Source organism: Streptomyces sp. NPDC042100 (assembly GCF_055582325.1).
The window spans coordinates 83,513-109,201 of the sequence record NZ_JBVJDK010000011.1; the positions used below are offsets into that span (position 1 = coordinate 83,513).

Here is a 25,689-nt window from a genome sequence, read left to right on the forward strand (position 1 = left end):
GGGTACCGGGGGTGCGGGCCGGGGCGCCCGTACAGGTGAGCTCCGGCGAGGTGTCGAGAATCCCGGCCCGGCTCCGACGTCTCCTGTGGAAGGGCCCTCCGGGGCCGGGAGCCTCAGGACGAGGCGAGCACGAGCACGAGGAGGACGCCATGAAGTACCTGGTGATGGTGCAGGGCGCGCAGGCCGACTACGACGCCATGAAGGGGAGGCCGTCCGCGCACAGCCCGGCGTGGAGCGAGCAGGACCTGCGGGCGATGTTCGCGTACATGACCTCCGTCAGCGACGACCTGGCCGAGTCCGGCGAGCTCGTGGACGCGCAGGGGCTGGTCGAGCCGGCCAGGACCCGCTTCGTGACCTCGGACGCCGAGGGGCGGCCGGTCGTCACCGACGGCCCGTACGGGGAGACGAAGGAGGTGCTCGCCGGGTACTGGGTGCTGGACTGCGCGAGCCTGGAGCGGGTGACGGAGATCGCGGCCCGGGTGACGCGGTGTCCCGCCCCGGCCGGGGCGCCGGTCTTCCCGGTGGTGATCCGGCAGATCGACGAGGGCGGCGCCGAGGTCCGCGGCGCCGACGCGGGTACGGCTTGACCCCGGCGCCGGACGGCGGCGGCCGGGTGGTCGAGGACCTGCTGCGCCTGCACGCGCCGCAGGTCCTCGGCGCGCTCGTGCGCCGGTACGGGCACTTCGCCGCCGCCGAGGACGCCGTGCAGGAGGCGCTGCTGGCCGCCGCCCGCCAGTGGCCGGCGGAGGGGGTGCCGGGCAATCCGCGCGGCTGGCTGATCCGGGTGGCGGCCCGGCGCCTCACGGACGCGCTGCGGGCGGAGGAGGCGCGGGCGCGCCGGGAGGCGACGGCCTGGCGGCTGGAGCCGCGGGAGCCGCGCGCGGCGCCCGCCGACGACGACACCCTCACGCTGCTGTTCCTGTGCTGCGATCCGGTGCTCGCCCCGGCCGCCCGGATCGCGCTGACCCTGCGGGCGGTCGGCGGGCTGACCACGGCGGAGATCGCCCGCGCCCACCTCGTGCCGGAGGCGACGATCGCGCAGCGGATCAGCCGGGCGAAGGCGCGGCTGCGGGCGAAGGGGGCCGACCGGCCCTTCCGGCCGCCCGCCCCGCACGACCGGGACGCCCGCCTGGCCTCGGTGCTCCAGGTGCTGTACCTGATCTTCAACGAGGGCTACACCGCCTCCTCGGGCCCCGCCCTGCACCGCGCCGACCTGGCCCGGGAGGCGATCCGGCTGACCCGGGCGGTCCGCGCGCTGCTGCCCCGGGAGGGCGCGGTGACGGGGCTGCTGGCGCTGATGCTGCTGACCGAGGCGCGCGGCGCGGCGCGCACCGGCCCGGACGGCGGGCTGGTCCCGCTGGACGAGCAGGACCGCGGCCGCTGGGACCGGGCGGCGATCGCGGAGGGCACCGCCCTGGTCGCGGAGGCCCTGGCCGAGGGCCCGCCCGGCCCGTACCAGCTCCAGGCCGCGATCGCCGCCCTCCACGACGAGGCGGACACCCCGGAGGCCACCGACTGGCCGCAGATCCTGGCCCTGTACGAGGTCCTGGTGACCAGGACGCCCGATCCGATGGCGGAGCTCGGCCGGGTGGTCGCCCTCGCGATGGCCGAGGGCCCGGAGGCGGGGCTGGCCGCCCTGGCCGCCCTGGAGCCCCGGCTGGCCGGCTCCCACCGGCTCCCCGCCGTCCGCGCCCACCTCCTGGAACGCACCGGCGCCCGCCGGGCCGCCGCCGCGTCCTACCGCGCGGCGGCCGGGCAGACCCTCAGCCTGCCGGAACGCCGCTACCTGCTGGGCCGCGCGGACCGTCTCGATCCGTGAGCGTCCGAGGCAATAAATCGGCGGATGCCATCCTTGGTCTTCGACAGGGCCCCGAGGCGGGGAGAAACGTACCCCCTGGGATATCCCCCCTGAGATATCCGCTGGGGGATCCATGGAGGAGTGGTTGTGGAACTCGATCTCGCGGGCGCCGAGCTCAAGGCCGTGCTGAACCGGCTGCGCCGGGCCCAGGGCCAGATCTCCGGGGTGATCCGGATGATCGAGGAGGGGCGCGACTGCGAGGAGGTCGTGACCCAGCTCGCCGCCGCCTCCCGGGCGCTGGACCGGGCCGGGTTCGCGATCATCGCGACCGGGCTCCAGCAGTGCCTGACCGACATCGAGGACGGGCGCAAGACCGACGAGGACCGGGACCAGATGCGCGCCCGCCTGGAGAAGCTCTTCCTCTCCCTGGCCTGAGTCCCGGGCCCCGGGAGGCCGGAGGTCTCCCGGCCGCCACCCGCCGCCTACGCGTCCGCGAGGCCCTTCAGGCGCTTGGCGATCCCCGTCAGGCGCTCGCCCTGGTGGCGGGCCGCCGCCAGGACCTTCTCCTCCGGGGCGCCGTTGCTGCCCGCGTGCGAGGTGCCGTAGGGGTTGCCGCCCGCCGCGTACACGGACGGGTCCGTGAAGCCGGGGGAGACGATGACCGAGCCCCAGTGGTGGAAGGTGTTGTAGAGCGCGAGCAGCGTGGACTCGTTGCCGCCGTGCGTGTTGTACGCGCTGGTGAAGGCGGTGGCCGGCTTGTCGGCCAGGATCCCCTGCTGCCAGAGGCCGCCCGCCGTGTCGATGTACTGCTTGAGCTGGGCCGCCACGTTGCCGAAGCGGGTCGGCGAGCCGAGCGCGTACGCGTCCGCCCACTCCAGGTCCGCCAGCGTCGCCACCTCCACGCCGGCGGTCGCCTCGACGTGGGCGCGCCAGGCCGGGTTCGCGTCGATGGCCGTGTCGGGGGCCAGCTCGGGGACCCGGCGCAGCCGGACCTCGGCGCCCGCCTTCTCCGCGCCCTCGGCGACCGCCTGGGCGAGCTGGTGCACGTTTCCGGTGGACGAGTAGTAGATGACGGCGACCTTGACGGACATGGCGGGGCTCCCTCGGATCGAGACACGCGGTAGGCGGCGAGCACCGCGCGGCACGCGGCAGGCGACGAGCAGCACACCGCGCGCAGTAAGCGGATTGCTTTCCGTTTCGACGCCCCGAGGCTAAGCGGACAGCTATCCGATTCGCAAGAGGGGCGTTATGCTCATGGCCTGGAACGGACCGAGGGGGGAGATGCGCCCCAAGGGAGGCAGTCGCGGATGAGCACGAAGGACCCGCAGGCCGGGGACGGGCCGGCGCCGCTGCTCACCCTGCTGCCGATCGCGGGAGGCCCGCCGCCCGAGCGCGCCGACGCCGCCCGCAACCGGCGCAAGATCCTCGACGCCGCCGCCCGGATCGTCGCCGAGCAGGGCCCCGAGGCCGTCACCATGAACCAGGTCGCGCACGCCAGCGGCATCGGCGTCGGGACCGTCTACCGCCGCTTCGGCGACGTCGCCCAGCTCCTCCTGGCGCTGCTCGACGACCGCGAGCGGCAGTTCCAGGAGGCGTATCTGAGCGGTCCGCCCCCGCTCGGCCCCGGCGCCCCCGCCGGCGAGCGGCTCGACGCCTTCCTCGACGCCTTCGTCGACCGCTCGGTCGAGCAGCGCGAGATCCTGCTGGCCGCGCAGACCGCCGGGCCCGTGGCCCGCTACGGCAACGGCGCCTACCTCGCGATGCACCTGCATCTGACCCTGCTGCTCGGCGAGGCCCGCCCCGGCGCCGACGCCCCGCTCCTCGCGCACCTGCTCCTCGCGCCCTTCTCGCCGAGCCTGATCCATCACCTGTCGGTGGGCCGGGGCATCCCTGCCGCCGAACTCAAGTCCGGGATGCGGGAGTTGATCCGGCTGCGGAGCGACGCGGGGCACTGAGCCCCGTCCGCCGCCCGGACGGCGGTGGACCGGCGGGCCGTCCCGCGCGCACGATCGTCGCCATGACCACGTATCTGCTCCTGCACGGCTACGAGAACCACCGCCCGCCCGGCCACTGGCACCACTGGCTCGCCGGCGCCCTGCGCGAGCGCGGCCACGAGGTGCGCTACCCGCAGCTCCCCGAGCCCGACGCGCCCGTGCTCGCCGACTGGCTGGACACCCTGGAGGAGCACGGACGACGGCCCGCCGACGGCGAGTTCGTGGTCGTCGCGCACAGCCTGGGCGTCCTCCTGTGGCTGCGCGCCGCGGCGGCCGGGCGGGCGCCGGACGCGGACCGGGTGCTGCTCGTCGCGCCGCCCTCCCCCGCCGTCACCGCCTCCGTCCCCGCGATCGCCGGCTTCGCCGACGGGCTCGACCTCGCCTCCGTACCCCTGAAGGCGCCCGCCCGGCTCGTCTGGGCCACCGGCGACCCGTACTGCCCCGAGGGCGCCGCCCTCGCCTACGCCGGCCCGCTCGGGCTCGACACGGACGAGGTGCCGGGCGGCGCCCACCTCACCCCCGACTCGGGGTACGGGGCCTGGCCCTCGGTCCTGGAGTGGTGCGAGAACCCGGCCACGCGGGTGGGCGCCCGACGATAAGGGCTGTCCGCGCGGTCCCGCCCGGCCCTATCGTCGGGCGGATGCGCCCCCACCCTGACATCGCCCCGTACGCCGAGGGCCTGCTCGACGTCGGCGACGGCAACCGCGTCCACTGGTCCGCCGCCGGGAACCCCGAGGGCAAGCCCGCGCTCGTCGTGCACGGCGGTCCGGGCTCCGGGTCCTCGCCCGGGGCCCGCCGGGTCTTCGACCCCGAGCGCTACCGGATCGTCCAGTTCGACCAGCGCGGCTGCGGACGCTCCACCCCGCACGCGAGCGACCCGGCCGCCGACCTGTCCGTGAACACCACCGCCCACCTGGTCGCCGACATGGAGCGGCTCCGCATCCACCTCGGCGTCGAGCGCTGGCTGCTCTACGGCGGCTCCTGGGGCTCCACCCTGATCCTGGCCTACGCCGAGGCCCACCCGGAGCGGGTCACCGAGATCGTCCTCGCCGCCGTCACCACCACCCGCCGCTCCGAGACCGGCTGGCTGTACGGGGGCGTCGGCCGCTTCTTCCCCGAGGCCCACGAGCGCTTCCTGGCGGGCGCCGGGCCGGGCGGGGCGGCGGACCCGGTGGCGGCGTACGCGGCGCTGATGGAGGACCCGGACCCCGCCGTGCGGGAGCGGGCGGCGGCCGACTGGTGCGCCTGGGAGGACGCCGTCCTGTCGGCGGAGGGCCAGGGCACCCCGTACACCGACCGGGTCGACTCGGCCCGGCTCGCCTTCGTACGGATCTGCGCGCACTACTTCGCGCACGGCGCCTTCCTGGAGGAGGGCGTCCTGATCCGGGAGGCGCACCGGCTGGCCGGCGTCCCCGGCGTCCTGGTGCACGGCCGGCTCGACCTGGCCGGGCCGCTCACCACCGCCTGGGAGCTGGCCCGCGCCTGGCCGGACGCGGAGCTGCGGGTGGTGGAGGGGTCCGGGCACCTGGGCGGCACCGAGACCCGCGACCACATCGCCGCGGCGCTCGAACGCTTCGCAAAGGGGTGAACCACCGCGCGGGCGGGGCGGGCGGGCGCGATGATCCGGTCATGAGCCCCGAGATCCACCTCGCCCAGCAGCCCGAGGCCGACGCGCTGCTCGGCCGCTCCCCGCTCGCCGCGCTGGTCGGGATGCTGCTCGACCAGCAGGTGCCGATGGAGTGGGCGTTCTCCGGCCCGTACACGATCGCGACCCGGATGGGCCGCGACGACCTGGACGCGCACGAGATCGCCGCCCAGGACCCGGAGGCGTTCGCCGCGCTGCTCTCCACGAAGCCCGCCGTGCACCGCTACCCGGGCTCGATGGCCCAGCGGATCCAGCAGCTGTGCCGCTTCCTCGTCGACACGTACGGGGGCGACGCCGAGGCCGTCTGGCGGGACGCGGCGACCGGGGCGGAGCTGCTCGCGCGGCTGGAGGCGCTGCCCGGCTTCGGCGAGCAGAAGGCCCGGATCTTCCTGGCGCTGCTCGGCAAGCGGTACGGGGTGCGGCCCGAGGGCTGGCGGGAGGCGGCGGGCCCGTACGGCGAGGCGGACTGCTACCGCTCGGCCGCCGACATCACCGGGCCGGAGTCGCTGGCGAAGGTGCGGGCCCACAAGCAGGAGATGAAGGCCGCCGCCAAGGCCGCCAAGGCGTCCACGGCCTCCGGGCCGTCCAAGGCGTCCAAGTCGGCCACCGGCGCTCCGCCTGCCGGGACGGCGCCGTCCGGTAAGCGGACACGTCGCGTCGCGAACCCCCGCGAAAGGGACGGGAATTGATAACTCCAGATGTCAATCCTGTTCAACCTGACATGAATTGCGCCAGATCTGTTCACAGAATCCACCACACCTGGCTAACTTCCCTTCCACCTCGTACGAATCGGGAAGGACTTCTGTGAACGCAACCCAGCGCAGAGCCGCTGCCGTTCTGGCCGCCGCCGCACTCGCCACCCCGCTGGTGATCGCCGCCCCCGCAACCGCAACCCCCGACCCCGGGGCCTCGGCCGCCCGCGACGCCGCCAAGCTGGCGAAGAAGCTGGTCCGCGAGACGTCCGCGAAGGACGCCTACAAGCACCTCCAGAAGTTCCAGGCGATAGCCGACTCGGCCGGCGGCCACCGCGCGGCCGGCAGCCTCGGCCACGACGCCTCCGCCGCGTACGTGTACACGCAGCTCAAGAAGGCCGGCTACGCCGTCACCTACCAGAAGTTCGAGTTCCAGTACACGGAGACCCTCGCCGAGAAGGCCAAGGTCCTCTCCCCCACCGCCCGTGACCTCGACATCAAGGCGATGACCTACACCAAGTCGACCCCGGTCGGCGGCGTGCAGGCCGAGCTCGCCGCCGTCCCGGTCGACGCGGACGGCACCACCGGCTGCGAGCCGGGCGACTTCGCCGCCGGCGCCTTCACCGGCAAGATCGCGCTCATCAAGCGCGGCGGCTGCACCTTCGCCGTCAAGCAGCAGAACGCGGGCGCGGCCGGCGCCGTCGGCGCCATCATCTACAACAACACCGACGGCGCCCTCTCCGGCACCCTCGGCGCCCCCGGCCTCCCGGGCACCCCGGTCGGCGGCCTCTCCCAGGCCGAGGGCCAGGCGCTCGCCGCCGAGCTCGCCAAGGGCCCGGTCAAGCTCTCCTTCGAGATCCGCCAGCTCCAGGAGAAGCGTTCCACCAACAACGTCATCGCGGAGACCGTCGGCGGCAACGCCGCCAACACCGTGGTGCTCGGCTCGCACCTCGACTCCGTCACCGCCGGCCCCGGCATCAACGACAACGGCTCCGGCTCCGCCGGTCTCCTCCAGACCGCCCTGGAGCTCGCCAAGTCGAAGGACAAGGTCCGCAACAAGGTCCGCTTCGCCTGGTGGTCCGCCGAGGAGAACGGCCTGCTCGGCTCCGAGCACTACGTCGCGAACCTGAGCGAGCTCGGCAAGAAGGAGATCAAGCTCTACCTGAACTTCGACATGATCGCCTCGCCGAACTACGGGCTCTTCGTCTACGACGGCGACGACTCCGACGCGACGGGCGCGGGCGCCGGCCCCGAGGGCTCCGCCCAGCTGGAGCGCGACATCAACGACTTCCTCGACGGGCGCGGCATCGCGCACGAGGGCACCGACTTCACCGGGCGCTCCGACTACGGCCCGTTCGTCGACGCGGGCATCGCCTCCGGCGGCACCTTCACCGGTGCCGAGGGCATCAAGACCGCAGGCCAGGCCGCGAAGTTCGGCGGCCAGGCGGGCGTGGCCTACGACGTGAACTACCACGCCAAGGGCGACGACCTGTCGAACATCAACATGACGGCCTTCGACATCAACATCGACGTCATCGCCAACGCCGTCGGCACCTACGCCCACGACATCAGCTCGCTGAAGCGCCCCGTCGTCTCCGTCCCGACCACCGGCGACGCCGGCAGCGGCGGCGGTCTGCACGCCGACCACGACGAGGTCACCTCGTAAGCCTCACCGCCTGCGGCGCGCGGTCCCGAAGAGCGACCGGGAGATCTCCCGGCCCAGCTGGGTGCCGATCGACCGCGCGAGGGACTTGAACATCCCACTGCCGACGACCTGTTCGGTGAGCGAGGGCTCCTCCTTCCGGCGAGGGGCCCTCGCCTCCTCCTTGGCGGCCGCCTTCTCCTCGGCCGCCCGCAGCGCCGCCGCCTCCGCCTCCCGCTGCTCGGCCGTCAGCTTCTCGTACGCCGACTCCCGGTCCACCGCCTCCGCGTACCGCCCGTACAGGAGCGAGCCCTTCACGGCCGCGTCCAGGTCCGCCGCCGGGACCGGGCCCATCAGCGACCGCGGCGCCCGCAGCCGGGTCGCCGCCACCGGGGTCGGGGCGCCCTTCTCGCTCAGCACCGTGATGACCGCCTCGCCCGTGCCGAGACCGGTCAGCACCTCCTCCAGGTCGTACGCCGAGTTCGGGAAGGTCCGCACGGTCGCCTTCAGCGCCTTGGCGTCGTCCGGGGTGAACGCCCGCAGCGCGTGCTGCACCCGGTTGCCGAGCTGCGCCAGCACGTCCGCCGGGACGTCCTTCGGGGTCTGCGTCACGAAGAACACCCCGACGCCCTTGGACCGGATCAGCCGCACCGTCTGCGTGATCGACTCCAGGAACGCCTTCGAGGCCCCGTTGAACAGCAGGTGCGCCTCGTCGAAGAAGAACACCAGCTTCGGCTTCTCGACGTCGCCGACCTCCGGCAGGTCCCCGTACAGATCCGCGAGCAGCCACATCAGGAAGGTCGAGAACAGCTGCGGCTTGTCCTGCACGGCCGGCAGCTCCAGCACGGACACGACCCCGCGCCCGTCCGGCGCCGTGCGCAGGAACTCGCTCGTGTCGAACTCCGGCTCCCCGAAGAAACCGCCCGCGCCCTGCTGCTCGAAGGCGGTGATCGCCCGCAGGATCACCCCGGCGGTCACCGTCGACAGCCCGCCGATCCCCTTCAGCTCCGCCTTGCCCAGGTCGGAGACGAGGAAGGCCACCACCGCCCGCAGGTCCTTCAGGTCGAACAGCTCCAGGCCCTTCGCGTCGGCGTAGTGGAAGATCAGGCCGAGCGACTGCTCCTGCGTCTGGTTGAGCTGGAGCACCTTCGACAGCAGCACCGGCCCGAAGCTGGTCACGGTCGCGCGCACGGGGATGCCGGGGCCGGTGCCGCCGAGCCCGTAGAACTCGCAGGGGAAGCCGGCCGGCGTCCACTCCTGCCCCACCTGCGCGGCCCGCTCCCGGACCTTCTCGCCGTCCACGCCCGGGGCCGAGATCCCCGAGACGTCGCCCTTGATGTCGGCGAGGAAGACCGGCACCCCGTTCGCCGAGAGCTGCTCCGCCATCAGCTGGAGCGTCTTCGTCTTGCCCGTGCCGGTCGCGCCCGCGACCAGTCCGTGCCGGTTGAGCATGGGCAGCGGGATGCGGATCCGCGCGTCCGGGTGACAGACGCCGTCCCAGAGCAGGGCCCCCAGATCGAGTGCCGCGCCGTCGAAGGCGTACCCGGCGGCGATCGGCGCCCAGGGCTGCTCGTTCACGCTCATGACGGACCCCTGTCCCGATTACATCCTGTTTCGCCTGATTTCGCCCTAGCATCGCACCGGGCTCGCGTGGCTGCGCCGGGAGCCGCTCGCCCGGTAGGCTTTCCGTGTGATCTTCAAGCGCATCGGTAACGGAAAGCCGTATCCCGACCACGGCCGGGAAAGCACCCGGCAGTGGGCGGACGTCGCCCCGCGCCCGGTCCGCCTCGATCAGCTGGTGACGACCAAGGGCCAGCTGGACCTGGAGACCCTCCTCGCCGAGGACTCGACCTTCTACGGCGACCTCTTCGCGCACGTCGTGAAGTGGCGGGGCGACCTCTACCTGGAGGACGGGCTGCACCGCGCGGTCCGCGCCGCGCTCCAGCAGCGCCAGGTGCTGCACGCCCGCGTGCTGGAGATGGACTGACCCTCCGGACCGCCCCCGGTCCCCCCCGGCTGATCCTTTCGGGGCCTCTTCGCCCCCATCCGGACGCGATCACATGATCATCCAGTAGGCATCCCCCGGAGCCCGCATTACGCTGCGCTCATGAGCATGCTCACTCCCCCTGGAATGGGCGGGAAGTACCGCATCACGGGCGATGTCTACCCACGGATGCGCCGCCCCCACCGCCGGCGCAGGATCGTCCTCGGAGCCGCGGCCGGAGCGCTCGTGCTCGGCGCGGCGGGATGGGGGACGCTCCAGCTGATCGACGTCTTCACCGGCGGCGACGGCAGGACCACCACCGCCGCCGGGAAGCAGGCCGACTGCAAGCCCGCCGCCCAGGCCACCGTGCCGCCCCCGGCCGCGCTGCCCAAGCCCGCCCAGATCACGGTCAACGTCTACAACGCGACCCCGCGCGCGGGACTCGCCAAGACGACCGCGGACGAGCTGAAGAAGCGCGGCTTCGCCATCGGCAAGGTGGGCAACGCCCCCGCCGCGTACGACAAGAAGGTCCCCGGCGCCGGGATGCTGCTCGGCGCGCCCGGGGCGGCCAAGGGCAGCTTCTCCGTGCTCGGCACCCAGCTCAAGGGCGCTACGACGAAGGTCGACGCCCGCACCACGGCGGACATCGACCTCATCATCGGCACGGCCTTCAAGACCCTGGACCCGAAGGCCGCGGCGGACGCGGCCCTCGTGGCCCTCGGCAAGCCCAAGCCCCCCGCCCAGCGCTGCTAGCGCGGGGGCCGGAGCCGGGGCGGGACCGTCCTAGTCGGCGGTCCCGTACATCCGGTCGCCCGCGTCGCCCAGGCCCGGCACGATGTAGCCGCTCTCGTTGAGCCGCTCGTCGACCGAGGCCGTCACCACGGTCACCGGCGTGCCCGCCAGCTCGCGCTCCATGACGGCCACGCCCTCCGGCGCGGCCAGCAGCACGACCGCGGTCACGTCGTCCGCGCCGCGCTTGATCAGCTCCTGGATCGCCGCCACCAGCGTGCCGCCGGTCGCGAGCATCGGGTCCAGGACGTACACCTGGCGCCCGGAGAGGTCCTCCGGCATCCGCGAGGCGTACGTGGACGCCTCCAGCGTCTCCTCGTTCCGGATCATGCCGAGGAAGCCCACCTCGGCCGTCGGCAGCAGCCGCACCATGCCGTCGAGCATCCCGAGGCCGGCCCGCAGGATCGGGACCACCAGCGGACGCGGGTACGAGAGCTTCACCCCGGTCGTCGGCGTGACGGGGGTCTCGACGTCGACCTGCTCGGTGCGCACGTCCCTGGTCGCCTCGTAGGCGAGCAGGGTGACCAGCTCGTCGGCGAGCCGGCGGAAGGTCGGGGAGTCCGTGCGCTTGTCGCGCAGCGTGGTGAGCTTGTGGGCGACCAGCGGGTGATCGACGACGTGGAGACGCATGACTCCACAGTAGCCGGGACTGGCGTCGAACCACGCCGCCGAGGGAAGGTGGGGACACAGGTACCGGACCTAAGTCCTGGGTGGTGACCCATGCCCGACCTGGAAGGAAAGCCCGGCGGACCGGCTCCCGACGAGGAGGCCCGACCGGAGACCGACGCGGAGCGCCGCAGACGCCGCGCGCAGTTCCTGCGTGAGCTGCACGAGGCCAAGGCGCTGCGCGACCGCGTCCAGCCCCGGCGCGCCCGCGCGGCGCGGATGCGTCAGGCCATGCGGATGCGCACATTCCGCTGGTGACGCGTGCGCCCCCTCTACGCGCCGGGGTCGCACGCCCGCCCGATCGCGGTGTCGTTCAGACTGATGCACGACGCAAGAGCCGAAGACCTCTCCTGAGGCCTCCGTTTCTGCCACGATGCCGATTGGGCGGGGCATTCAGGGCGCGCCGCCGGATCGTCACACCTCTGATCAGTGGGAGAGTCAGGTGTACTTCGCCGCACTGCTCGCGCGCACCGAAGACGGGTGGGAAGCGAGCGATACAGAGCTCGACAGTGTGGAGACCCTGTCGGACATCGCCGATCTGGCCCGGGAGGCCGCGGCGGACGACAGCGAGACCGTGATCGTGTTCATCGAGCAGGAGGACGCGTGGTTCGGCGTCGTCCGCGTCGACGGCGAGGACGACCCGCGGGTCTTCGTCTCGAACGCGGCCGCGGCGGCCCGCTCCTCCTACGGGGAGATCCTCACGTCGGAGATCCTCGGCGACGACCCGCGCGACGCTGACACCGATGTGGACGCGCTGGACCTGGACGGCACGGAGGACGGCGAGCCCCTCGCCTCCGCCGCCGCCGGGGGCGACGAGGACCACGAGGACGCCGCCGTGCCCGCGGCGCCCGTCGGCGACCGGCAGATCCTGGCCGACCTGGGGCTCTCCGAGCGGGAGCTGCTGGCCCTCGACGGGGACGCCCTGTCCTCGATCGCGGACGTCCTCGGTGCCGGGGAAGTCCTGGAGGCCGTGCGCTAGTGCCCCTGGCAGCGGTGGAAGGCCCCGGCGCGGGCGCCGATCCCGTACGGGACCCCTGGCGGGACCCGATGCGGCTGGCGCTCGCCGAGGCGGACAGGGCCGCGCTGGCCGGTGACGTACCGGTCGGCGCGGTCGTGCTCTCCCCGGACGGCGAGGTCCTGGCGCTCGGTCACAACGAGCGGGAGGCGACCGGCGACCCGACGGCCCACGCGGAGGTCCTCGCGCTGCGACGGGCGGCCCGGGAGACCGGCGAGTGGCGGCTGACCGGCTGCACGCTCGTGGTGACCCTGGAGCCGTGCGTGATGTGCGCGGGCGCACTCGTCCAGGCGCGGGTCGAACGGGTGGTCTTCGGCGCCTTCGACGAGAAGGCGGGCGCGACGGGCTCGCTGTGGGATCTGGTGCGGGACCGGCGGCTCAACCACCGCCCCGAGGTGATCCACGGGGTGCTGGAGGAGGAGTGCTCCCGTCAGCTGACCGCGTTCTTCCGCGACCGCTGACGCCGGGCCGGCCGGCCGGCCGCTCGTACGGCTGCCCTCGCAGCTGCATTCGCAGCTGTCCTCGCCGCTGCCCCCACGGCCCTCGCGGCACCCCTTCCCACCTGCGCGGACCTATGGATTTCAGTCCAGGGCTCCTTTGGGCTAAGCTCTCTCTCGGTAGCGTGTCCGAGCGGCCGAAGGAGCTCGCCTCGAAAGCGAGTGTGGGGAAACTCACCGAGGGTTCAAATCCCTCCGCTACCGCCAGGAAACCTCCCCGGACCTCGGTCCGGGGAGGTTTTTGCTTGCCCCGCCCGCCTCACCCCGGAGTGAATGTCATGCACCTGACAATCATGGACGGACTAGCTGACCGGCCGCGTACGGACTGACGAGGATTTAGGACGGGGGGAGCGGCATCGGGGGGACAAGCCGCTCCCCCCGATGAGAACCGGTCCTGCAAGTCCTGCGCCGCAGTCAGGGGGGAAGCTCGCGGCGCGGACCCCGCAGTGAGGGCCGGTTCCTCCGCCCTTGGGATTCCTGCCAGATCCGCCGGGCTTGAGATCAATACTGCTCCTCCGCCACCCTTCCGGGCGGCGGCAAAAGGCCCCGATCGCAGGGCCCTTGGTCCATAAAGGACCCGTGAGGAGGGCCTGGGCTAGACTCGGCGACCGCGCGGCGGAGGCCAGGGGAGGGCGGAGCGAATGGCACAGGCGAAGAAGATCGCACTGTACGTGGTCATGGCCTTCGTGCTGTACACGATCGTCACGTCCCCGGCCAGGGCGGCGGACCTCGTCCAGGTAGGGTTCGAGGGCATATCGAGCGCAGCGCAGGGCATCGGCCAGTTCATGACCGAGCTCGTCAACTAGTCCCGGGAGTGCCGTCGTGATCCGCCATCTGGTCCTCTTCAAGCTGAACGACGGCGTGCGACGGGACGAGCCGCGCGTGGTGGCGGGTGTCGAGGCCTTCCGCGCCCTCGGCTCGCAGATCCCGGAGCTGCGCTTCTGGGAGTGCGAGTGGAACATCTCCGACCGCCCGATCGCGTACGACTTCGCGATCAACTCGGCCGTCGAGGACGCGGACGCGCTCAAGGTCTACCTGGAGCACCCCGCGCACCAGGCCGGCGTGGCCCAGTGGCGCGAGTTCGCGACCTGGGTGATCGCCGACTACCCCTTCGAGGGCTGAGCCGCACCGCCGCTCCCACCCCTTCTCCTTCGGGCCCCCCGCCGTGCTTCGGCGGGGGGCCCGAGGTTTTACCCGCCCAACTTGCCCTCAACACGTGGTTATACGGTGCTTGCACACAGTGGACATGTCTTGTGATGCTATGACCGCTTTTGACGGATTGAGTCGACCGAAGTTGACATGAAGGGGTGGCGTGAACGTGCCGGCCAGTGCAGCGCCTCAAGTCCCGCCCCAGAACGAGGCCGGGGCAGCCCCCGAGCCCCCGCGCCCCCGCCCCCAGAGCACCCGGGGCGCCGACACCCGCGCCCTGACCCAGGTGCTGTTCGGGCAGCTCAAGAACCTGGAGCCGGGCAGCGGCGAGCACCAGCGCGTGCGCGGCGCCCTCATCGAGGCCAACCTGCCGCTGGTGCGCTACGCCGCCGCCCGCTTCCGCTCCCGCAACGAGCCGATGGAGGACGTCGTCCAGGTCGGCACCATCGGCCTGATCAACGCGATCGACCGCTTCGACCCCGACCGGGGCGTGCAGTTTCCGACCTTCGCGATGCCGACCGTCGTCGGCGAGATCAAGCGCTACTTCCGCGACAACGTGCGCACGGTCCACGTGCCCCGCCGGCTCCACGAGCTGTGGGTGCAGGTCAACGGCGCCACCGAGGACCTCACCACGGCCCACGGGCGCTCCCCCACGACCGCCGAGATCGCCGAGCGCCTGAGGATCGGCGAGGACGAGGTGCTGGCCTGCATCGAGGCCGGCCGCTCGTACCACGCGACCTCCCTGGAGGCGGCCCAGGAGGGCGACGGGCTGCCCGGACTGCTCGACCGGCTCGGCTACGAGGACCCGGCGCTGGCCGGCGTGGAGCACCGCGACCTCGTACGGCACCTGCTCGTCCAGCTCCCCGAGCGCGAGCAGCGGATCCTGATGCTGCGCTACTACAGCAACCTGACCCAGTCCCAGATCAGCCAGGAGCTCGGGGTCTCGCAGATGCATGTGTCAAGGCTCCTCGCCCGGAGCTTCGCCCGGTTGAGATCCGCAAACAGGATCGAGGCATAGCTGGGACGGGTAGACCGTTTCGGAGCAGTTTTTCAGCGGCCCAAATGCCGCACACCCCTTGTTTCCTGCGGATATTCACCCTGTACTTGTCGACAAGTCACTACAGCGTGTTGCCGACATGTGACATTCTGCAGAAACCGAGTTTGCCGCGGCCCCGCCTCCGGTATTCAGGTGGAGGCTGCGTTCCTCAGATGGTCGTGGCCGACACGACCGTCCGCGACCTCAAGGGGGTGGCATGTCCGCAGAACAGGGCAGCTCGAAGGTGCTCACGCTCACGCCCATGCCCGCGTCCGTGCCGACGCCCGCCGCCGCCGCGCCGACGGCCGGCCCGGCGCTCACCGCCACGGCCACGGCGACGGCCATGCCCGTCCAGACGACGGCCCAGGCCGCCGCGGACGCGGCGCCCGCCGGGACCGACGAGCCCCTCGTCCCCCCGCCGGCCGTCACACCCGAGGCCCTCGACACCCGCACCCTCTCGCGCTCCCTCTTCCTGCGCCTGCGCGCCCTGGACGACAAGGGCGTGGCCGCGGACAGCCCGGAGCGGACCTACGTCCGCGACACCCTCATCGAGCTCAACCTCCCCCTCGTGCGCTACGCGGCGGCCCGCTTCCGCTCGCGCAACGAGCCGATGGAGGACATCGTCCAGGTCGGCACCATCGGCCTGATCAAGGCGATCGACCGCTTCGACTGCGAACGGGGCGTGGAGTTCCCGACCTTCGCGATGCCGACCGTCGTGGGCGAGATCAAGCGCTTCTTCCGCGACACCTCCTGGTCCGTCCGCGTCCCGCGCCGCCTCCAGGAGCTCCGCCTCGCCCTCACCAAGGCCAGCGACGAGCTCGCGCAGAAGCTCGACCGCTCCCCCACCGTGCCCGAACTGGCGGCGGTGCTCGGGGTGTCGGAGGAGGACGTGGTCGACGGCCTCGCCGTGGGCAACGCGTACACCGCCTCCTCGCTCGACTCCCCGTCGCCCGAGGACGACGGCGGCGAGGGCTCCCTGGCGGACCGCCTCGGCTACGAGGACACCGCCCTGGAGGGCGTCGAGTACCGCGAGTCGCTGAAGCCGCTGCTCGCCAAACTCCCGCCCCGCGAGCGGCAGATCATCATGCTCCGCTTCTTCGCGAACATGACCCAGTCGCAGATCGGCGAGGAGGTCGGCATCTCCCAGATGCACGTCTCCCGGCTGCTCACCCGCACCCTGGCCCAGCTCCGCGAGGGCCTGATCGCCGACTGACGCTTCATTTCTGACGGCTCGTCAGCCACACTGCTGTCCATGGTCAGCGCGTGGCGAAGGAAGCGGCCGGGACTCGTGGTGCTCGCGCTCTGCCTCGGCGGAGCGCTCACCGCCTGCGGATCGGGCACGGACGACGAGGGGTACGCGGCGGTCGGCGCCGGCTCCTCCCCCAAGGGCGCGGTCCCGCCCAGCGGCGCGGTCACGCTGGTCCCCCTGGACCCCGGGACCCCGGGCGCCCCATCGGGCAGATCCGGCGCGGCAGGCACGTCAGGCCCATCCGGCACGTCCGGAACCTCCTCCGCCGCGCCGCGCACGACGACGGCGCCGCCGCCGACCCGCACCCCGGACGGATCCGGCACGGGCCCGAGCGGCACCGGCGGTACGGCGGGCCCCACGGACACGCCGAAGCCCACGCCCCCCGCGCACCCCCCGGGCACCACACCTCCGGGCACGCCCCCTCCCGGCACCACACCCCCCGGCACGACTCCGCCGCCCGGCCCCGCCGCGCTCACCCTCTCCGCGCCCGCGCTCGCGGACACGGACCGCCGCTGGTGCGAGGACGTGACCGTCACCATCCGCAACACCGGTGGCACAGCGGCCCGTTCGGGCACGGTGGCCTTCGCGACGCACATCATCGGCGCGCTCGGCGTGGACTGGGCCACGGTCCGCTCCAGCCAGCCGCTGCCCGCGCCGATCGCGCCCGGGACGGCCCGCACGAGGACCTACACGGTGTGCGTGGAGTCCTGGCGGGTGCCGCTGGGGATGCGGGTGGACACGAGGAGCGTCACGGCCTCATGGCGGTGAGCAGCACCCCGGCGAACTCCTCCGGGCGCTCCACGCACCCGAGGTGCCCGCCGGGGAAGGCGGCCGTCGCCGCACCCGTCAGCTCCGCGATCCGGCCGGCGGGCCCGACCAGCGCCTCCTGACCGTCCGACTCCCGCCCGACGCCCAGGACCAGCTTCCCGGCGGCGGCCCGCAGCCCGTCGAGGTCGGGGGCCGAGGAGGAGAAGGGGCACAGGACGTGCTCCAGGAAGACGGGCAGGTTGGCGGCCATGCGGGAGGCCATGGGGCGCACGGAGACGGGCAGTTCCCGGTGCTCGTCGGCGCCCTCGGGCCGCCGCCCGTCGGGCGTCTCGGCGAACCGGGCCATGGCGGCCCCGAGCCCGTGCGTACGGTGCAGCGCGCGCACCTCGGCGAAGTGGGCGCGGTACGGCCCGGGGTCGGCGAGCGTCTCCAGCAGGGGCGGCTCGTGGGCGACGACGCGGCGCAGCCGGTCCGGGTGGGCGGCGAGCAGGGCGAGGGCGACGATCGCGCCGGAGCTGCTGCCGAAGACGTACGCGGTGTCGCCCTCCGGGACGACGGCGTCGAGGACGGCGCGGGCGTCCTCGGCCCACTCCTCGACCCGCTGCTCGGCGGGCGGCCCGTCGAGCGGGCTGCGGGAGAGGCCGCGCTGGTCGTAGGAGACGACGGTGTGCCCGGCGGCGGCCAGCAGGTCCGCCATCCCCTCGTAGAGCCCGGCGTCACCGGCCCCGCCGGGTATGAGCAGCAGGACGGGGCCGCTGCCCCGGGTCTCGTAGCGGAGGGTGGCTCCGGGGACGCGCAGGACGTGGGCGGCGGGGTTCATGACCAGTTCTCCAGGAGGCGGTGGAGGGCGTCGAGGGAGCGGGCCCAGGAGTCGTCGACGGGCCGGGAGGCGTGGAAGCCGCCGCTCAGCTCGATGTGGACGTAGCCGTGGAAGGCGGCGCGCAGCAGGCGCCCGGCGTCGGTGAGCTCGGGTTCGGCGAGCCCGTAGCCGCGGAGCATCCCCTGGGTGAGCTCGACGGCGCGCAGCACGACGGCGGGGTCGGTGACCTCGTCGGGCTCGATGCGCTGCTGGGTGGCGGCGTAGCGGCCGGGGTGGGCGAGGGCGTAGCCGCGGTACGCGTCGGCGAAGGCGACGAGGGCGTCCTTGCCGGAGCGGCCGGCGACGGCGGCGCCGATGGCCTCGTTCATCTCGGCGGAGGCGTGCAGGGCGAGGCGGACGCGGAGTTCGCGGAGGTTCCTGATGTGCGAGTAGAGGCTCGCGTCCTTGACGCCGAAGCGGCGGGCGAGGGCGGAGACGGTGACCTTGTCGAGGCCGTCCGAGTCGGCGAGCTCGGCTGCGGCCTGGACGAGACGGTCGACGGTGACGCCGGCGCGGACCATGCGCGATTCCTTCCTAGGGGCTCTAGGCGTGAACCTAGCACCCCTAGGAAGGTGGGTCCGGGGATTTCTCAGGTGCTGGTGTTCCCGCTGGAGCAGTTCCGCTGGTAGTTGCCCGGCGCCTCGCCGAGGAACGGCATGTCCACCAGCCCTTCGAGACAGTCGCCGACGGTGACGTGGCCGCCGCTGCCGCCGCCGAAGTCACGGTCGGCTTCGGCGGCGGCGCGGGCGTGGGCGGGTGCCGCGAGTGAGGCGGCGGCGAGGGCGATGAGGAGGGCCGTGGCGGCCCGCTTCTTGATGTTCACGGCCGAGCCAACGACCCACGCGGCCGGCCCGTCACCCGGAATGACCCACCTGGAGGTGCCGGGGACTCCGACGGCTCACGCCGCCAGGACCAGGACGGCGACCGCCGGCGCCATGTAGACGAGCGGGAAGGCCACGTGCCCGTACGCCTTGGCGCGGAGGACCGTGATGACCGCGCCGAGGAAGTAGAGGACCAGACCGATCGCGGCGGCGATCCCGATCGCGGGGACCGCGTAGCCGACGAGCAGCCCCACCGCGCCGGCGGCCTTGGCGGCGCCCAGCCGGTTCCACCAGGCGCGGGGGACGCCGTACTCGGCGAGGGGCTCGACGGTGAACTTCGCCTTGAAGAAGATCGAGGCGCCCGAGAACCCGGCCATGAACGCGGCGACGGCGGTGACGACGATGGCGGTGGTGGACATCGGGTGCTCCTCGGAGGGCCTGCGGCGGGCGCTTCTCGCTCGCTCTGTCCCTCTGACACCGCCGCCGACGCGGGTGTGACGAGCGCGCCGGACTTCTTTTCAGACGGGTCCCGGGGGGAGCGATGCGAACGCGCGGGCGGTCACTCCGAGGGCCCGTCCTTCCCGGGCCTCGGCCCGTACGTGTTGAGGAAGACCACCGGCCCGGCCCCCTCGAAGCGGCCCGCCTCCGCGAGGGCCAGCAGGGCCGCGAGCGCCTTCGCCGTGTAGACCGGCTCCAGTTCCAGCCCCGTGCCTGTGCCCGTGCCTGTGCCCGTGCCTGTGCCCGTGCCCGTGCCTGTACCCGCCTCGGCGGGCGCGGCCGCCGCCGCCTCCGCCGCCCAGCGCAGCGCCCGCGCCCCCGGCTCGGTCGGGTGGCCGTAGCCCGCGCCCAGCCAGCCGTACTCCGTGACGATGTCCCGCGCCCCGAGCCGTACCGCCGGCAGCGCGGCCCCGCGCGCCCGCAGCAGGCGCTCCGCCCGCCCCGCCAGCGCCGTGAGGCGGGCCGCGTCCAGTCGCAGGGTGTCGTTCACGACGACCGCCAGCACCCGGGTGCGCAGCCCGGCCAGCCGCAGCCCGAGGGCGAGTCCGGCGGCCGTGCCGCCCGAGCCGACCGCCGTCACGATCCAGCCGGGCTCCGGCAGCGTCCCGTCCGCCACCTGCCCGGCCAGTTCCAGCGCGCACTCGACGTACCCGAGCGTCCCCAGCGGCGACGACCCGCCCGCCGGGAGCACGTACGGCGGGCGCAGGCCCCGGGTGTGCCGGGCCAGCAGCCACGGTAGGGCGAGCAGCAGGCGGTTCTTGGTGCCCGGGAAGTGCAGGGTGGCGCCGGAGGCGCGGAGCCGGTCGAGCTGGGCCTCCACGTGCGCGTCGCGGGGCTGGTCGACGAGGGCCAGGGCCACGTCGACGCCCTGCTCGCGGGCGTAGAGCGCGGCGGCCAGGCCCCAGTTGGTGCCGAGGCCGCCGACGCTGAGGAGGGTGCGCGGGGCGCCGCCCCGCCGGGCCTCCGGCAGCAGCCATTCCAGTTTGCGGACCTTGTTGCCGCCCCAGCCGCCGTCCCCGTACCCGCTCTCGTCCTTCACCCACACCGGACCGGTCAGTCTGTGTACGGGGGTCGGGGCGGTGCCCAGCGGCAGGTACGGCAGGGTGCCGACGAGCGCGGGCCAGTGCCGGTGGAGCAGGGGGCTGCGATCCATGCCGGACACCGTAGGGCCGCGCGGGGCCGGAGGGGAGGGGGCGTCACGCCGGAAGAATCCGCCGGGAGGATCCGCCGGAAGAATCCGCCGGGAGGATCCGCCGGGAAAAGAGGGCGGTCGCGGCGGGAGTCCTGGTGGGACTTCCGCCGCGACCGCCCTCTTTCGTGGTCGTGCGCGCGGTCCGGTCAGCCCAGGGCCAGCCAGGCGACGCCCGCCAGGACGGCGATCGCCACGATGACGCCGACGATCACGCCGACGCGCGGGCCCGAGGAGTGGGTGGTCGCGGACTGGTACTGCTGCTGCTGTCCGCCCTGCTGGGGGGTGCCCTCGTCGACGAAGGCGCGGAACATCTGGGTGCTGCCGGCGGGGTCGTAGGAGCCCTCGGGGCCCTGGCCGCCCTGGCCGTACGGTGCTTGGGGGTTGTGTGCCATGGCCCGGACCCTAGCGAAAGGGGGCTTCCCGACCCAAGCCCCGCCCTCTCCCGGGCAGCTCCCGGGCCGCTCCTGAGCCACTTCCGGGCCGTTCCCGGGCCGCTCCTGAGCCGCCCCCGGGCCGCTTCCCGGTAGCCCCTGGACCGCTCCCCGTGCGCCTCTCAGGCCACTCCCGCCCCAGAGGTCCCGCCATGCCCCCGCCCCAGCCCCCGCTTTGCCGATTCTTTAGCGCGCTTTGACCGATTTAGTTTGCCTGGAGCAACCATCGATCTCTATGGTTGCCCTAAGCAACAAGATGTCAGGGGAGCTCGATGGAGACGACGCTCAGCCGGTACGAGGAGCTCGCCAGGGCGGTGAGCGCCATCGGTGCCGTCAAGCGCGGCGTGGCCCGGGTGCTGCCCGCCCACTGCCAGGGCGGCGCGGCGGCCGTGCTCGCCCTCGTCAAGCACCACGGCGACATGCGGATGAGCCGGCTGGCCGAACTCATGGCCGTCGACATGTCCGTGTGCAGCCGGCACGTGGCACACACCGTGGAACACGGCTGGATCGAGCGGCTGCCCGACCCGGACGACAAGCGCTCCCGGATCCTGCACCTCACCCCCGAGGGCTACGCGATGCTCGGCGAGCTCGACCGCCGGGTCGCCGACGCCTTCGCCCGCCACCTCGCCGAGTGGTCCGACGACGACGTCGTGCTGCTCACCACGATGCTCGGCCGGCTGCGCGACTCCTTCGGGGACTGCCGGGCCCAGCACGCCTGACCGGCTACCGCACCACCGCACCACCGCACACCGACTTCTCACGTACGGGCGCCACCCGCCGCGCCGCCGTGCGCGCACCTCTCGTACACCCACGTACTCGCAAAGGAACCTCATGGCTACCACCGCACCTGCCACGGGTGTACGGGAAGGCCGGACCGACACCTCCGGTGCCCCGATGACGCACCGGCAGATCATGGAGGCGCTCTCCGGGCTGCTGCTCGGCATGTTCGTCGCCATCCTGTCCTCGACGATCGTCTCGAACGCCCTCCCCCAGATCATCACCGACCTCGGCGGCGGCCAGTCCGCCTACACCTGGGTCGTCACCGCCGCGCTTCTGTCGATGACGGCGACCACCCCGCTCTGGGGCAAGCTGTCCGACCTCTTCTCCAAGAAGCTGCTGGTCCAGATAGCCCTGATCATCTACGTCACGGGCTCGGTCGTCGCCGGACTCTCGCAGAACACCGGCATGCTGATCGCCTGCCGCGTGGTCCAGGGCATCGGCGTCGGCGGTCTGACCGCCCTCTCCCAGATCATCCTCGCCGCCATGATCGCCCCGCGTGAGCGCGGCCGGTACAGCGGCTACCTCGGCGCGACCTTCGCCGTCGCCACCGTCGGCGGCCCGCTGCTCGGCGGCGTCATCACCGACACCGACTGGCTCGGCTGGCGCTGGTGCTTCTACGTCGGCGTGCCCTTCGCGCTCATCGCGCTGCTCGTGCTGCAGAAGACCCTGAAGCTCCCCGTGGTCAAGCGCGAGGTCAAGGTCGACTGGTCGGGCGCCTTCTTCATCAGCGCCGCCGTCTCGCTGCTGCTGATCTGGGTCACCTTCGCGGGCGACAAGTACGACTGGATGTCCTGGCAGTCCGCCGCCATGATCGGCGGCTCGGTCCTGCTCGGCGCGGTGTTCCTGCTCGTCGAGTCCCGCGCCTCCGAGCCGATCATCCCGCTGCGCCTCTTCCGCAACCGCACGATCACGCTGGCCTCGCTGGCCTCGCTCTTCGTCGGTGTCGCGATGTTCGCCGGCACGGTCTTCTTCAGCCAGTACTTCCAGCTGGCCCGCAACGAGTCGCCGACGATGTCCGGCGTCCTCACCATCCCGATGATCGGCGGCCTGTTCGTCTCGTCGACGGTCTCCGGCATGATCATCACCAAGACCGGCCGCTGGAAGGCCTGGCTGGTCAGCGGTGGCGCCCTCGCGGCCGGCGGCCTCGGCCTGCTCGGCACCATCCGGTACGACACGGAGTACTGGCACATCGCGATCTTCATGGCGGTCCTCGGCCTCGGCCTCGGCATGATGATGCAGAACCTGGTCCTCTGCACGCAGAACCAGGTCGCCCCCTCCGACCTCGGCGCCGCCTCCTCCGTCGTCACCTTCTTCCGTTCCCTGGGCGGTGCGGTCGGTGTCTCGGCGCTCGGCGCGGTCATGGCCCACCGGGTCACCGACTACGTCAAGGACGGTCTCACCGAGCTCGGCCCGAAGGCCGCGGCGGCCATGGGCCAGGGCGGCGGCGGCATCCCCGACATGAACAAGCTGCCCGCCCCGATCCGCACGGTCATGGAGAGCGCGTACGGCCACGGCGTCGGCGACGTCTTCCTCTACTCGGCGCCCTTCGCGTTCCTGGCGTTCATCGTGACGCTCTTCATCAAGGAGGTCGCGCTGAAGAGCAACACCGTGAAGGCGGAGCCCGCCACGGCGGACGCCAAGTAACAGAGCTCCCGGGCGCGCTTCGAGCGGAGGCGCGACCGGGTCGAGTACGGAGCGGCGGGCAGGGGACGGCCCGCCGCTCCGTCATATCCGGCTACGGCGTGCCGTCGCCGTCGCTGTCGCCGTCGACAGCGCCCTCGGCCTCGGCCTCGGCCTCGCCCCGGGCGACCATCACCTCGATGCCCGCGATCAGCACGTCCAGCGCGTAGTCGAAGTCCCGGTCCCACAGGCTCTCCGTCGAACGGCTGACCCGCTCCTGGATGACGGGCCGCATGAGCTCCAGTTCGTCCGCGAACCTCGGGTCCTCCACAAAGGCGTCCACCGCCTCCTGGTAGTACTCCTGCTGCGACATGCCGGTCTCGACGGACCGCCGCTCGAAGTGGCCCTCGACCGTGCCGAATCCGTACACGAACTGGAAGACCGCCGAGGTCGCCCCCGGCTGGCCCTGCGTGGGCAGCCCGGTCGAGCGGATCAGCTGGTAGATGCGCTTGGCGACGGCGACGGCCTGCGGGCCGACGTTGAGGTACGTCCCCGAGATGGACGAGACCCACGGGTGGGCCACCAGCATCCGGCGGTAGTCGTTCGCCATCAGCCGCAGCCGGTCCTGCCAGCTCCCGGCCTCCTCGAAGGCGTCCAGGTCGATGCCCTCGTGGGCGGCGTCGAGCGCGAACTCGATGATGTCGTCCTTGGTGTCCACGTACCAGTACAGGGACATCGCGGTGACGTTGAGCTCGGTCGCCAGCCTGCGCATCGACAGCTTGGCGAGGCCCTCCTCGTCGAGCATCCGGACCGCGGTGTTCACGATCCGCTCCCGGTCGAGCCCCGCCGGGCCGCCGCTGCGGGTGGCCCGGCTCTCCAGCCAGACACTGGAACGCGCCGGGTTCTTGGCCCTGTCCGCCGCCTTGACCATCGCGTCCTCCGTCCGATCAGCCTTCCGCGCCCATGCTATGCAGCGACTTCCAGCTTCTCGGAACCCTCCTCGCCCCGCTCCCGCCGCTCCGCCCGTTCGGCCCGCCGGAGCAGGGCCGCGGCGACCAGTCCGCCGGCGAAGACGGCGATCGCGCCGACGAGCTGGCTGGTCTGGAGACCGGAGGCGAAGGCGTCCGAGATCTGCCGCCGCTCGGCCTCGCCGCCCGCCGCGGCCAGGGCGGCGGGGAGCGAGGACGCGGTGACGGCGACCAGCGCGGCGAAGCGGGCGTTGAGGACGGCGCCGAGGACGGCGACCCCCAGCCCGTTGCCGAACTCGGCGAGGATGCCGTTGATCCCGGCGCCCACGCCCGCCTTCTCCGGCGGGATCGCGCTCATCAGCGCGTTGGCCATCGCCGGGGAGGAGCCGGCGATTCCGGCGCCCATCAGGACCAGGCCGAGCAGCATCCCCCAGTAGCTGCCGTCGGTGCCGCCGCCGAGCAGCGAGATCGAGGTGAGGCCGGCGGCGACCAGGGTCATGCCGACGGTGACGGTGACCGGGGTGCCCAGCTTCACGACGATCTTCGGGCCGATGCCGGTCAGGTTGAGGCCGACGATCGTCAGGGCGAGCGGCGCCATCCGCAGGCCCGCCTCCAGGGGCTCGTAGCCGAGCACGAACTGCAGGTGCTGGGTGAGCAGGAAGAGCGAGCCGCCCATGCCGAAGACGACCAGGATCAAGCCGCCGACGGCGCCGACGAACTTCTGGTTGCGGAAGAAGTGCATGTCCAGCATCGGATGCGGAGTGCGCAGCTCCCACAGCGCGAACGCGCCGAGGCCGAGCAGGCCCACGGCCGCCGGGACCAGCACCTGGCCGGAGGTCCAGCCGTGCCCGGGGCCGCTGATGATCGCGTACACGACGCCGGTCATGCCGATCATGGAGAGCAGCGCGCCGAGCAGGTCGGGGCGGTCTCCCTGCGGGTTCTTCGACTCGGGGACCAGCTTGAGGACCGCGACGAGGGCGATGACGGCGACCGGGATGTTGATCAGGAAGATCATTCCCCACCAGAAGTGGTTCAGGATCACGCCGCCGATCAGCGGCCCGCCGGCGAAGCCGAGCGAGGCGACCGTCGACCAGAGCGCGATGGCCTTGACCCGCTCCGACTCGTCGAAGATCTGCATGACCACGGCGAGGGTCGTGGTCATCAGGAGCGCCCCGCCGACGCCCATGCCCGCGCGGGCGGCGATCAGCTGCGCGGTGGAGCCGGCGAGACCCGCCGCGAGCGAGCCGAGGCCGAAGAGCGCGAGGCCGGCCGCGAGCAGCTTCTTCCGGCCGTAGCGGTCGGCGGCGCTGCCCGCGGAGAGCAGCAGGCCGGCCTGGACCAGCGAATAGGCGTTGACCATCCACTGGATGTCGCTGGTGGTGGCGTGCAGCTCCGAGGTCAGCGACGGGATGGCGACGCTGAGGACGGTGTTGTCGAGCAGCACGGTGAGCTGGGCCAGGCAGATGACGCCGAGGATCAACCAGCGCTGTGGGTGGCCGCCCCCGGTGGTGGCCTTGGCGTTCGGCGGCGTCATGGCAGGACTCCTATACGGTGTACGAGGCTAAGTCCCGTACACCGTATAGGAGCTCTCTTACG

The 25,689-nt window shown here is 72.8% G+C and carries 30 protein-coding genes, 1 tRNA gene and 1 pseudogene; 21 read left to right on the forward strand and 11 right to left on the reverse strand.

Going from position 1 to position 25,689, the window contains the following annotated elements:
• Positions 1-149 precede the first annotated feature (149 nt).
• From ACZ6J5_RS24515 to ACZ6J5_RS24525, 3 genes are all read left to right on the forward strand, one after another.
• Entirely contained in the window at positions 150-587 is a 438-nt protein-coding gene (locus tag ACZ6J5_RS24515) for a YciI family protein (RefSeq protein ID WP_469394865.1), read from the forward strand.
• Positions 584-1,819, forward strand: a complete 1,236-nt coding sequence (locus ACZ6J5_RS24520) for an RNA polymerase sigma factor (RefSeq protein ID WP_469394867.1) — start codon at positions 584-586, stop codon at positions 1,817-1,819. The genes ACZ6J5_RS24515 and ACZ6J5_RS24520 overlap by 4 nt, the downstream gene beginning before the upstream one ends.
• Before the next feature lie 126 nt (positions 1,820-1,945).
• Positions 1,946-2,233, forward strand: a complete 288-nt coding sequence (locus ACZ6J5_RS24525; protein ID WP_046911680.1) for a metal-sensitive transcriptional regulator — start codon at positions 1,946-1,948, stop codon at positions 2,231-2,233.
• A 47-nt stretch (positions 2,234-2,280) separates the two neighbouring features.
• On the opposite strand, the gene wrbA is transcribed toward ACZ6J5_RS24525, so the two are convergent.
• The gene (wrbA, locus tag ACZ6J5_RS24530; RefSeq protein WP_469394868.1) at positions 2,281-2,889 is read right to left on the reverse strand and encodes an NAD(P)H:quinone oxidoreductase; all 609 of its coding nucleotides are present in this window, start codon (positions 2,887-2,889) and stop codon (positions 2,281-2,283) included.
• A gap of 216 nt (positions 2,890-3,105) precedes the next feature.
• On the opposite strand from wrbA, the gene ACZ6J5_RS24535 reads away from it, so the two are divergent.
• From ACZ6J5_RS24535 to ACZ6J5_RS24555, 5 genes are all read left to right on the forward strand, one after another.
• Positions 3,106-3,753: a TetR/AcrR family transcriptional regulator gene (locus ACZ6J5_RS24535; RefSeq protein WP_469394870.1), complete on the forward strand. Its 648-nt coding sequence runs from the start codon at positions 3,106-3,108 to the stop codon at positions 3,751-3,753.
• 62 nt (positions 3,754-3,815) lie between these two features.
• Entirely contained in the window at positions 3,816-4,391 is a 576-nt protein-coding gene (locus ACZ6J5_RS24540) for an RBBP9/YdeN family alpha/beta hydrolase (protein ID WP_469394872.1), read from the forward strand.
• A gap of 41 nt (positions 4,392-4,432) precedes the next feature.
• Positions 4,433-5,380 (forward strand): prolyl aminopeptidase, encoded by a 948-nt coding sequence (pip, locus tag ACZ6J5_RS24545; protein WP_469394874.1) that lies wholly within the window; start codon positions 4,433-4,435, stop codon positions 5,378-5,380.
• Between the two features lie 41 nt (positions 5,381-5,421).
• Positions 5,422-6,126 (forward strand): HhH-GPD-type base excision DNA repair protein, encoded by a 705-nt coding sequence (locus tag ACZ6J5_RS24550; RefSeq protein ID WP_469394876.1) that lies wholly within the window; start codon positions 5,422-5,424, stop codon positions 6,124-6,126.
• 115 nt (positions 6,127-6,241) lie between these two features.
• Positions 6,242-7,795: a M28 family metallopeptidase gene (locus ACZ6J5_RS24555; protein WP_469394878.1), complete on the forward strand. Its 1,554-nt coding sequence runs from the start codon at positions 6,242-6,244 to the stop codon at positions 7,793-7,795.
• A 3-nt stretch (positions 7,796-7,798) separates the two neighbouring features.
• Here the strand turns inward: ACZ6J5_RS24555 and ACZ6J5_RS24560 are convergent, their stop codons facing one another.
• Positions 7,799-9,355 carry a helicase HerA-like domain-containing protein gene (locus tag ACZ6J5_RS24560; protein ID WP_469394879.1) on the reverse strand — a complete coding sequence of 519 codons (1,557 nt, stop codon included), beginning with the start codon at positions 9,353-9,355 and terminating at the stop codon, positions 7,799-7,801.
• A gap of 106 nt (positions 9,356-9,461) precedes the next feature.
• On the opposite strand from ACZ6J5_RS24560, the gene ACZ6J5_RS24565 reads away from it, so the two are divergent.
• A complete protein-coding gene (locus ACZ6J5_RS24565) occupies positions 9,462-9,758 on the forward strand; it encodes a type II toxin-antitoxin system VapB family antitoxin (protein ID WP_017240525.1) in 297 nt (98 codons plus the stop codon).
• A 120-nt stretch (positions 9,759-9,878) separates the two neighbouring features.
• Positions 9,879-10,508 (forward strand): LytR C-terminal domain-containing protein, encoded by a 630-nt coding sequence (locus ACZ6J5_RS24570; protein WP_469394881.1) that lies wholly within the window; start codon positions 9,879-9,881, stop codon positions 10,506-10,508.
• Positions 10,509-10,538: 30 nt separating this feature from the next.
• Here ACZ6J5_RS24570 and upp read toward each other — a convergent pair whose 3' ends face one another.
• Positions 10,539-11,174: a uracil phosphoribosyltransferase gene (upp, locus tag ACZ6J5_RS24575; protein ID WP_469394883.1), complete on the reverse strand. Its 636-nt coding sequence runs from the start codon at positions 11,172-11,174 to the stop codon at positions 10,539-10,541.
• Positions 11,175-11,264: 90 nt separating this feature from the next.
• On the opposite strand from upp, the gene ACZ6J5_RS24580 reads away from it, so the two are divergent.
• The 9 genes from ACZ6J5_RS24580 (at position 11,265) to ACZ6J5_RS24620 (ending at position 16,924) form a co-directional block, all read left to right on the forward strand.
• Positions 11,265-11,468: a hypothetical protein gene (locus ACZ6J5_RS24580; RefSeq protein WP_362467766.1), complete on the forward strand. Its 204-nt coding sequence runs from the start codon at positions 11,265-11,267 to the stop codon at positions 11,466-11,468.
• Between the two features lie 184 nt (positions 11,469-11,652).
• The gene (locus tag ACZ6J5_RS24585) at positions 11,653-12,189 is read left to right on the forward strand and encodes a tRNA adenosine deaminase-associated protein (RefSeq protein ID WP_469394885.1); all 537 of its coding nucleotides are present in this window, start codon (positions 11,653-11,655) and stop codon (positions 12,187-12,189) included.
• 68 nt (positions 12,190-12,257) lie between these two features.
• Positions 12,258-12,686 (forward strand): tRNA adenosine(34) deaminase TadA, encoded by a 429-nt coding sequence (tadA, locus tag ACZ6J5_RS24590; RefSeq protein ID WP_469395225.1) that lies wholly within the window; start codon positions 12,258-12,260, stop codon positions 12,684-12,686.
• A gap of 155 nt (positions 12,687-12,841) precedes the next feature.
• Positions 12,842-12,929 (forward strand) — tRNA-Ser (locus tag ACZ6J5_RS24595).
• A 434-nt stretch (positions 12,930-13,363) separates the two neighbouring features.
• Positions 13,364-13,528: a hypothetical protein gene (locus tag ACZ6J5_RS24600; RefSeq protein ID WP_469394887.1), complete on the forward strand. Its 165-nt coding sequence runs from the start codon at positions 13,364-13,366 to the stop codon at positions 13,526-13,528.
• A gap of 16 nt (positions 13,529-13,544) precedes the next feature.
• The gene (locus ACZ6J5_RS24605; protein ID WP_362467769.1) at positions 13,545-13,844 is read left to right on the forward strand and encodes a Dabb family protein; all 300 of its coding nucleotides are present in this window, start codon (positions 13,545-13,547) and stop codon (positions 13,842-13,844) included.
• A 196-nt stretch (positions 13,845-14,040) separates the two neighbouring features.
• Entirely contained in the window at positions 14,041-14,889 is an 849-nt protein-coding gene (locus ACZ6J5_RS24610; protein ID WP_469394889.1) for an RNA polymerase sigma factor SigF, read from the forward strand.
• Positions 14,890-15,124: 235 nt separating this feature from the next.
• A complete protein-coding gene (locus ACZ6J5_RS24615; protein WP_469394891.1) occupies positions 15,125-16,120 on the forward strand; it encodes an RNA polymerase sigma factor SigF in 996 nt (331 codons plus the stop codon).
• Positions 16,121-16,159: 39 nt separating this feature from the next.
• Complete coding sequence (locus ACZ6J5_RS24620) at positions 16,160-16,924, forward strand: hypothetical protein (protein WP_469394893.1); 765 nt, start codon at positions 16,160-16,162, stop codon at positions 16,922-16,924.
• On the opposite strand, the gene ACZ6J5_RS24625 is transcribed toward ACZ6J5_RS24620, so the two are convergent.
• The 6 genes from ACZ6J5_RS24625 to ACZ6J5_RS24650 all read right to left on the reverse strand — a co-directional run bounded on the left by ACZ6J5_RS24625 (position 16,905) and on the right by ACZ6J5_RS24650 (position 20,686).
• The gene (locus tag ACZ6J5_RS24625; protein WP_469394895.1) at positions 16,905-17,744 is read right to left on the reverse strand and encodes an alpha/beta fold hydrolase; all 840 of its coding nucleotides are present in this window, start codon (positions 17,742-17,744) and stop codon (positions 16,905-16,907) included. The genes ACZ6J5_RS24620 and ACZ6J5_RS24625 overlap by 20 nt on opposite strands.
• Positions 17,741-18,304, reverse strand: a complete 564-nt coding sequence (locus tag ACZ6J5_RS24630) for a TetR/AcrR family transcriptional regulator (protein WP_469394897.1) — start codon at positions 18,302-18,304, stop codon at positions 17,741-17,743. Before ACZ6J5_RS24630 ends, ACZ6J5_RS24625 begins: the two co-directional genes overlap by 4 nt.
• A gap of 68 nt (positions 18,305-18,372) precedes the next feature.
• Entirely contained in the window at positions 18,373-18,606 is a 234-nt protein-coding gene (locus tag ACZ6J5_RS24635; protein ID WP_469394898.1) for a hypothetical protein, read from the reverse strand.
• 75 nt (positions 18,607-18,681) lie between these two features.
• Positions 18,682-19,023 carry a DoxX family protein gene (locus tag ACZ6J5_RS24640; RefSeq protein ID WP_469394900.1) on the reverse strand — a complete coding sequence of 114 codons (342 nt, stop codon included), beginning with the start codon at positions 19,021-19,023 and terminating at the stop codon, positions 18,682-18,684.
• A 140-nt stretch (positions 19,024-19,163) separates the two neighbouring features.
• Positions 19,164-20,255 (reverse strand): pyridoxal-phosphate dependent enzyme, encoded by a 1,092-nt coding sequence (locus ACZ6J5_RS24645; RefSeq protein ID WP_469394902.1) that lies wholly within the window; start codon positions 20,253-20,255, stop codon positions 19,164-19,166.
• 185 nt (positions 20,256-20,440) lie between these two features.
• The gene (locus tag ACZ6J5_RS24650) at positions 20,441-20,686 is read right to left on the reverse strand and encodes a hypothetical protein (protein ID WP_469394904.1); all 246 of its coding nucleotides are present in this window, start codon (positions 20,684-20,686) and stop codon (positions 20,441-20,443) included.
• Positions 20,687-20,997: 311 nt separating this feature from the next.
• On the opposite strand from ACZ6J5_RS24650, the gene ACZ6J5_RS24655 reads away from it, so the two are divergent.
• Positions 20,998-21,444 (forward strand): MarR family winged helix-turn-helix transcriptional regulator, encoded by a 447-nt coding sequence (locus tag ACZ6J5_RS24655; RefSeq protein ID WP_469394906.1) that lies wholly within the window; start codon positions 20,998-21,000, stop codon positions 21,442-21,444.
• 175 nt (positions 21,445-21,619) lie between these two features.
• A pseudogene (locus ACZ6J5_RS24660) lies at positions 21,620-23,143 on the forward strand (MDR family MFS transporter); the annotation flags it as partial.
• 97 nt (positions 23,144-23,240) lie between these two features.
• On the opposite strand, the gene ACZ6J5_RS24665 reads toward ACZ6J5_RS24660, so the two are convergent.
• Both ACZ6J5_RS24665 and ACZ6J5_RS24670 read right to left on the reverse strand, forming a co-directional pair.
• Positions 23,241-24,056, reverse strand: a complete 816-nt coding sequence (locus tag ACZ6J5_RS24665) for a TetR/AcrR family transcriptional regulator (RefSeq protein WP_469394908.1) — start codon at positions 24,054-24,056, stop codon at positions 23,241-23,243.
• 35 nt (positions 24,057-24,091) lie between these two features.
• Positions 24,092-25,627, reverse strand: a complete 1,536-nt coding sequence (locus ACZ6J5_RS24670) for an MFS transporter (RefSeq protein WP_469394910.1) — start codon at positions 25,625-25,627, stop codon at positions 24,092-24,094.
• Between the last annotated feature and the right edge of the window lie 62 nt (positions 25,628-25,689).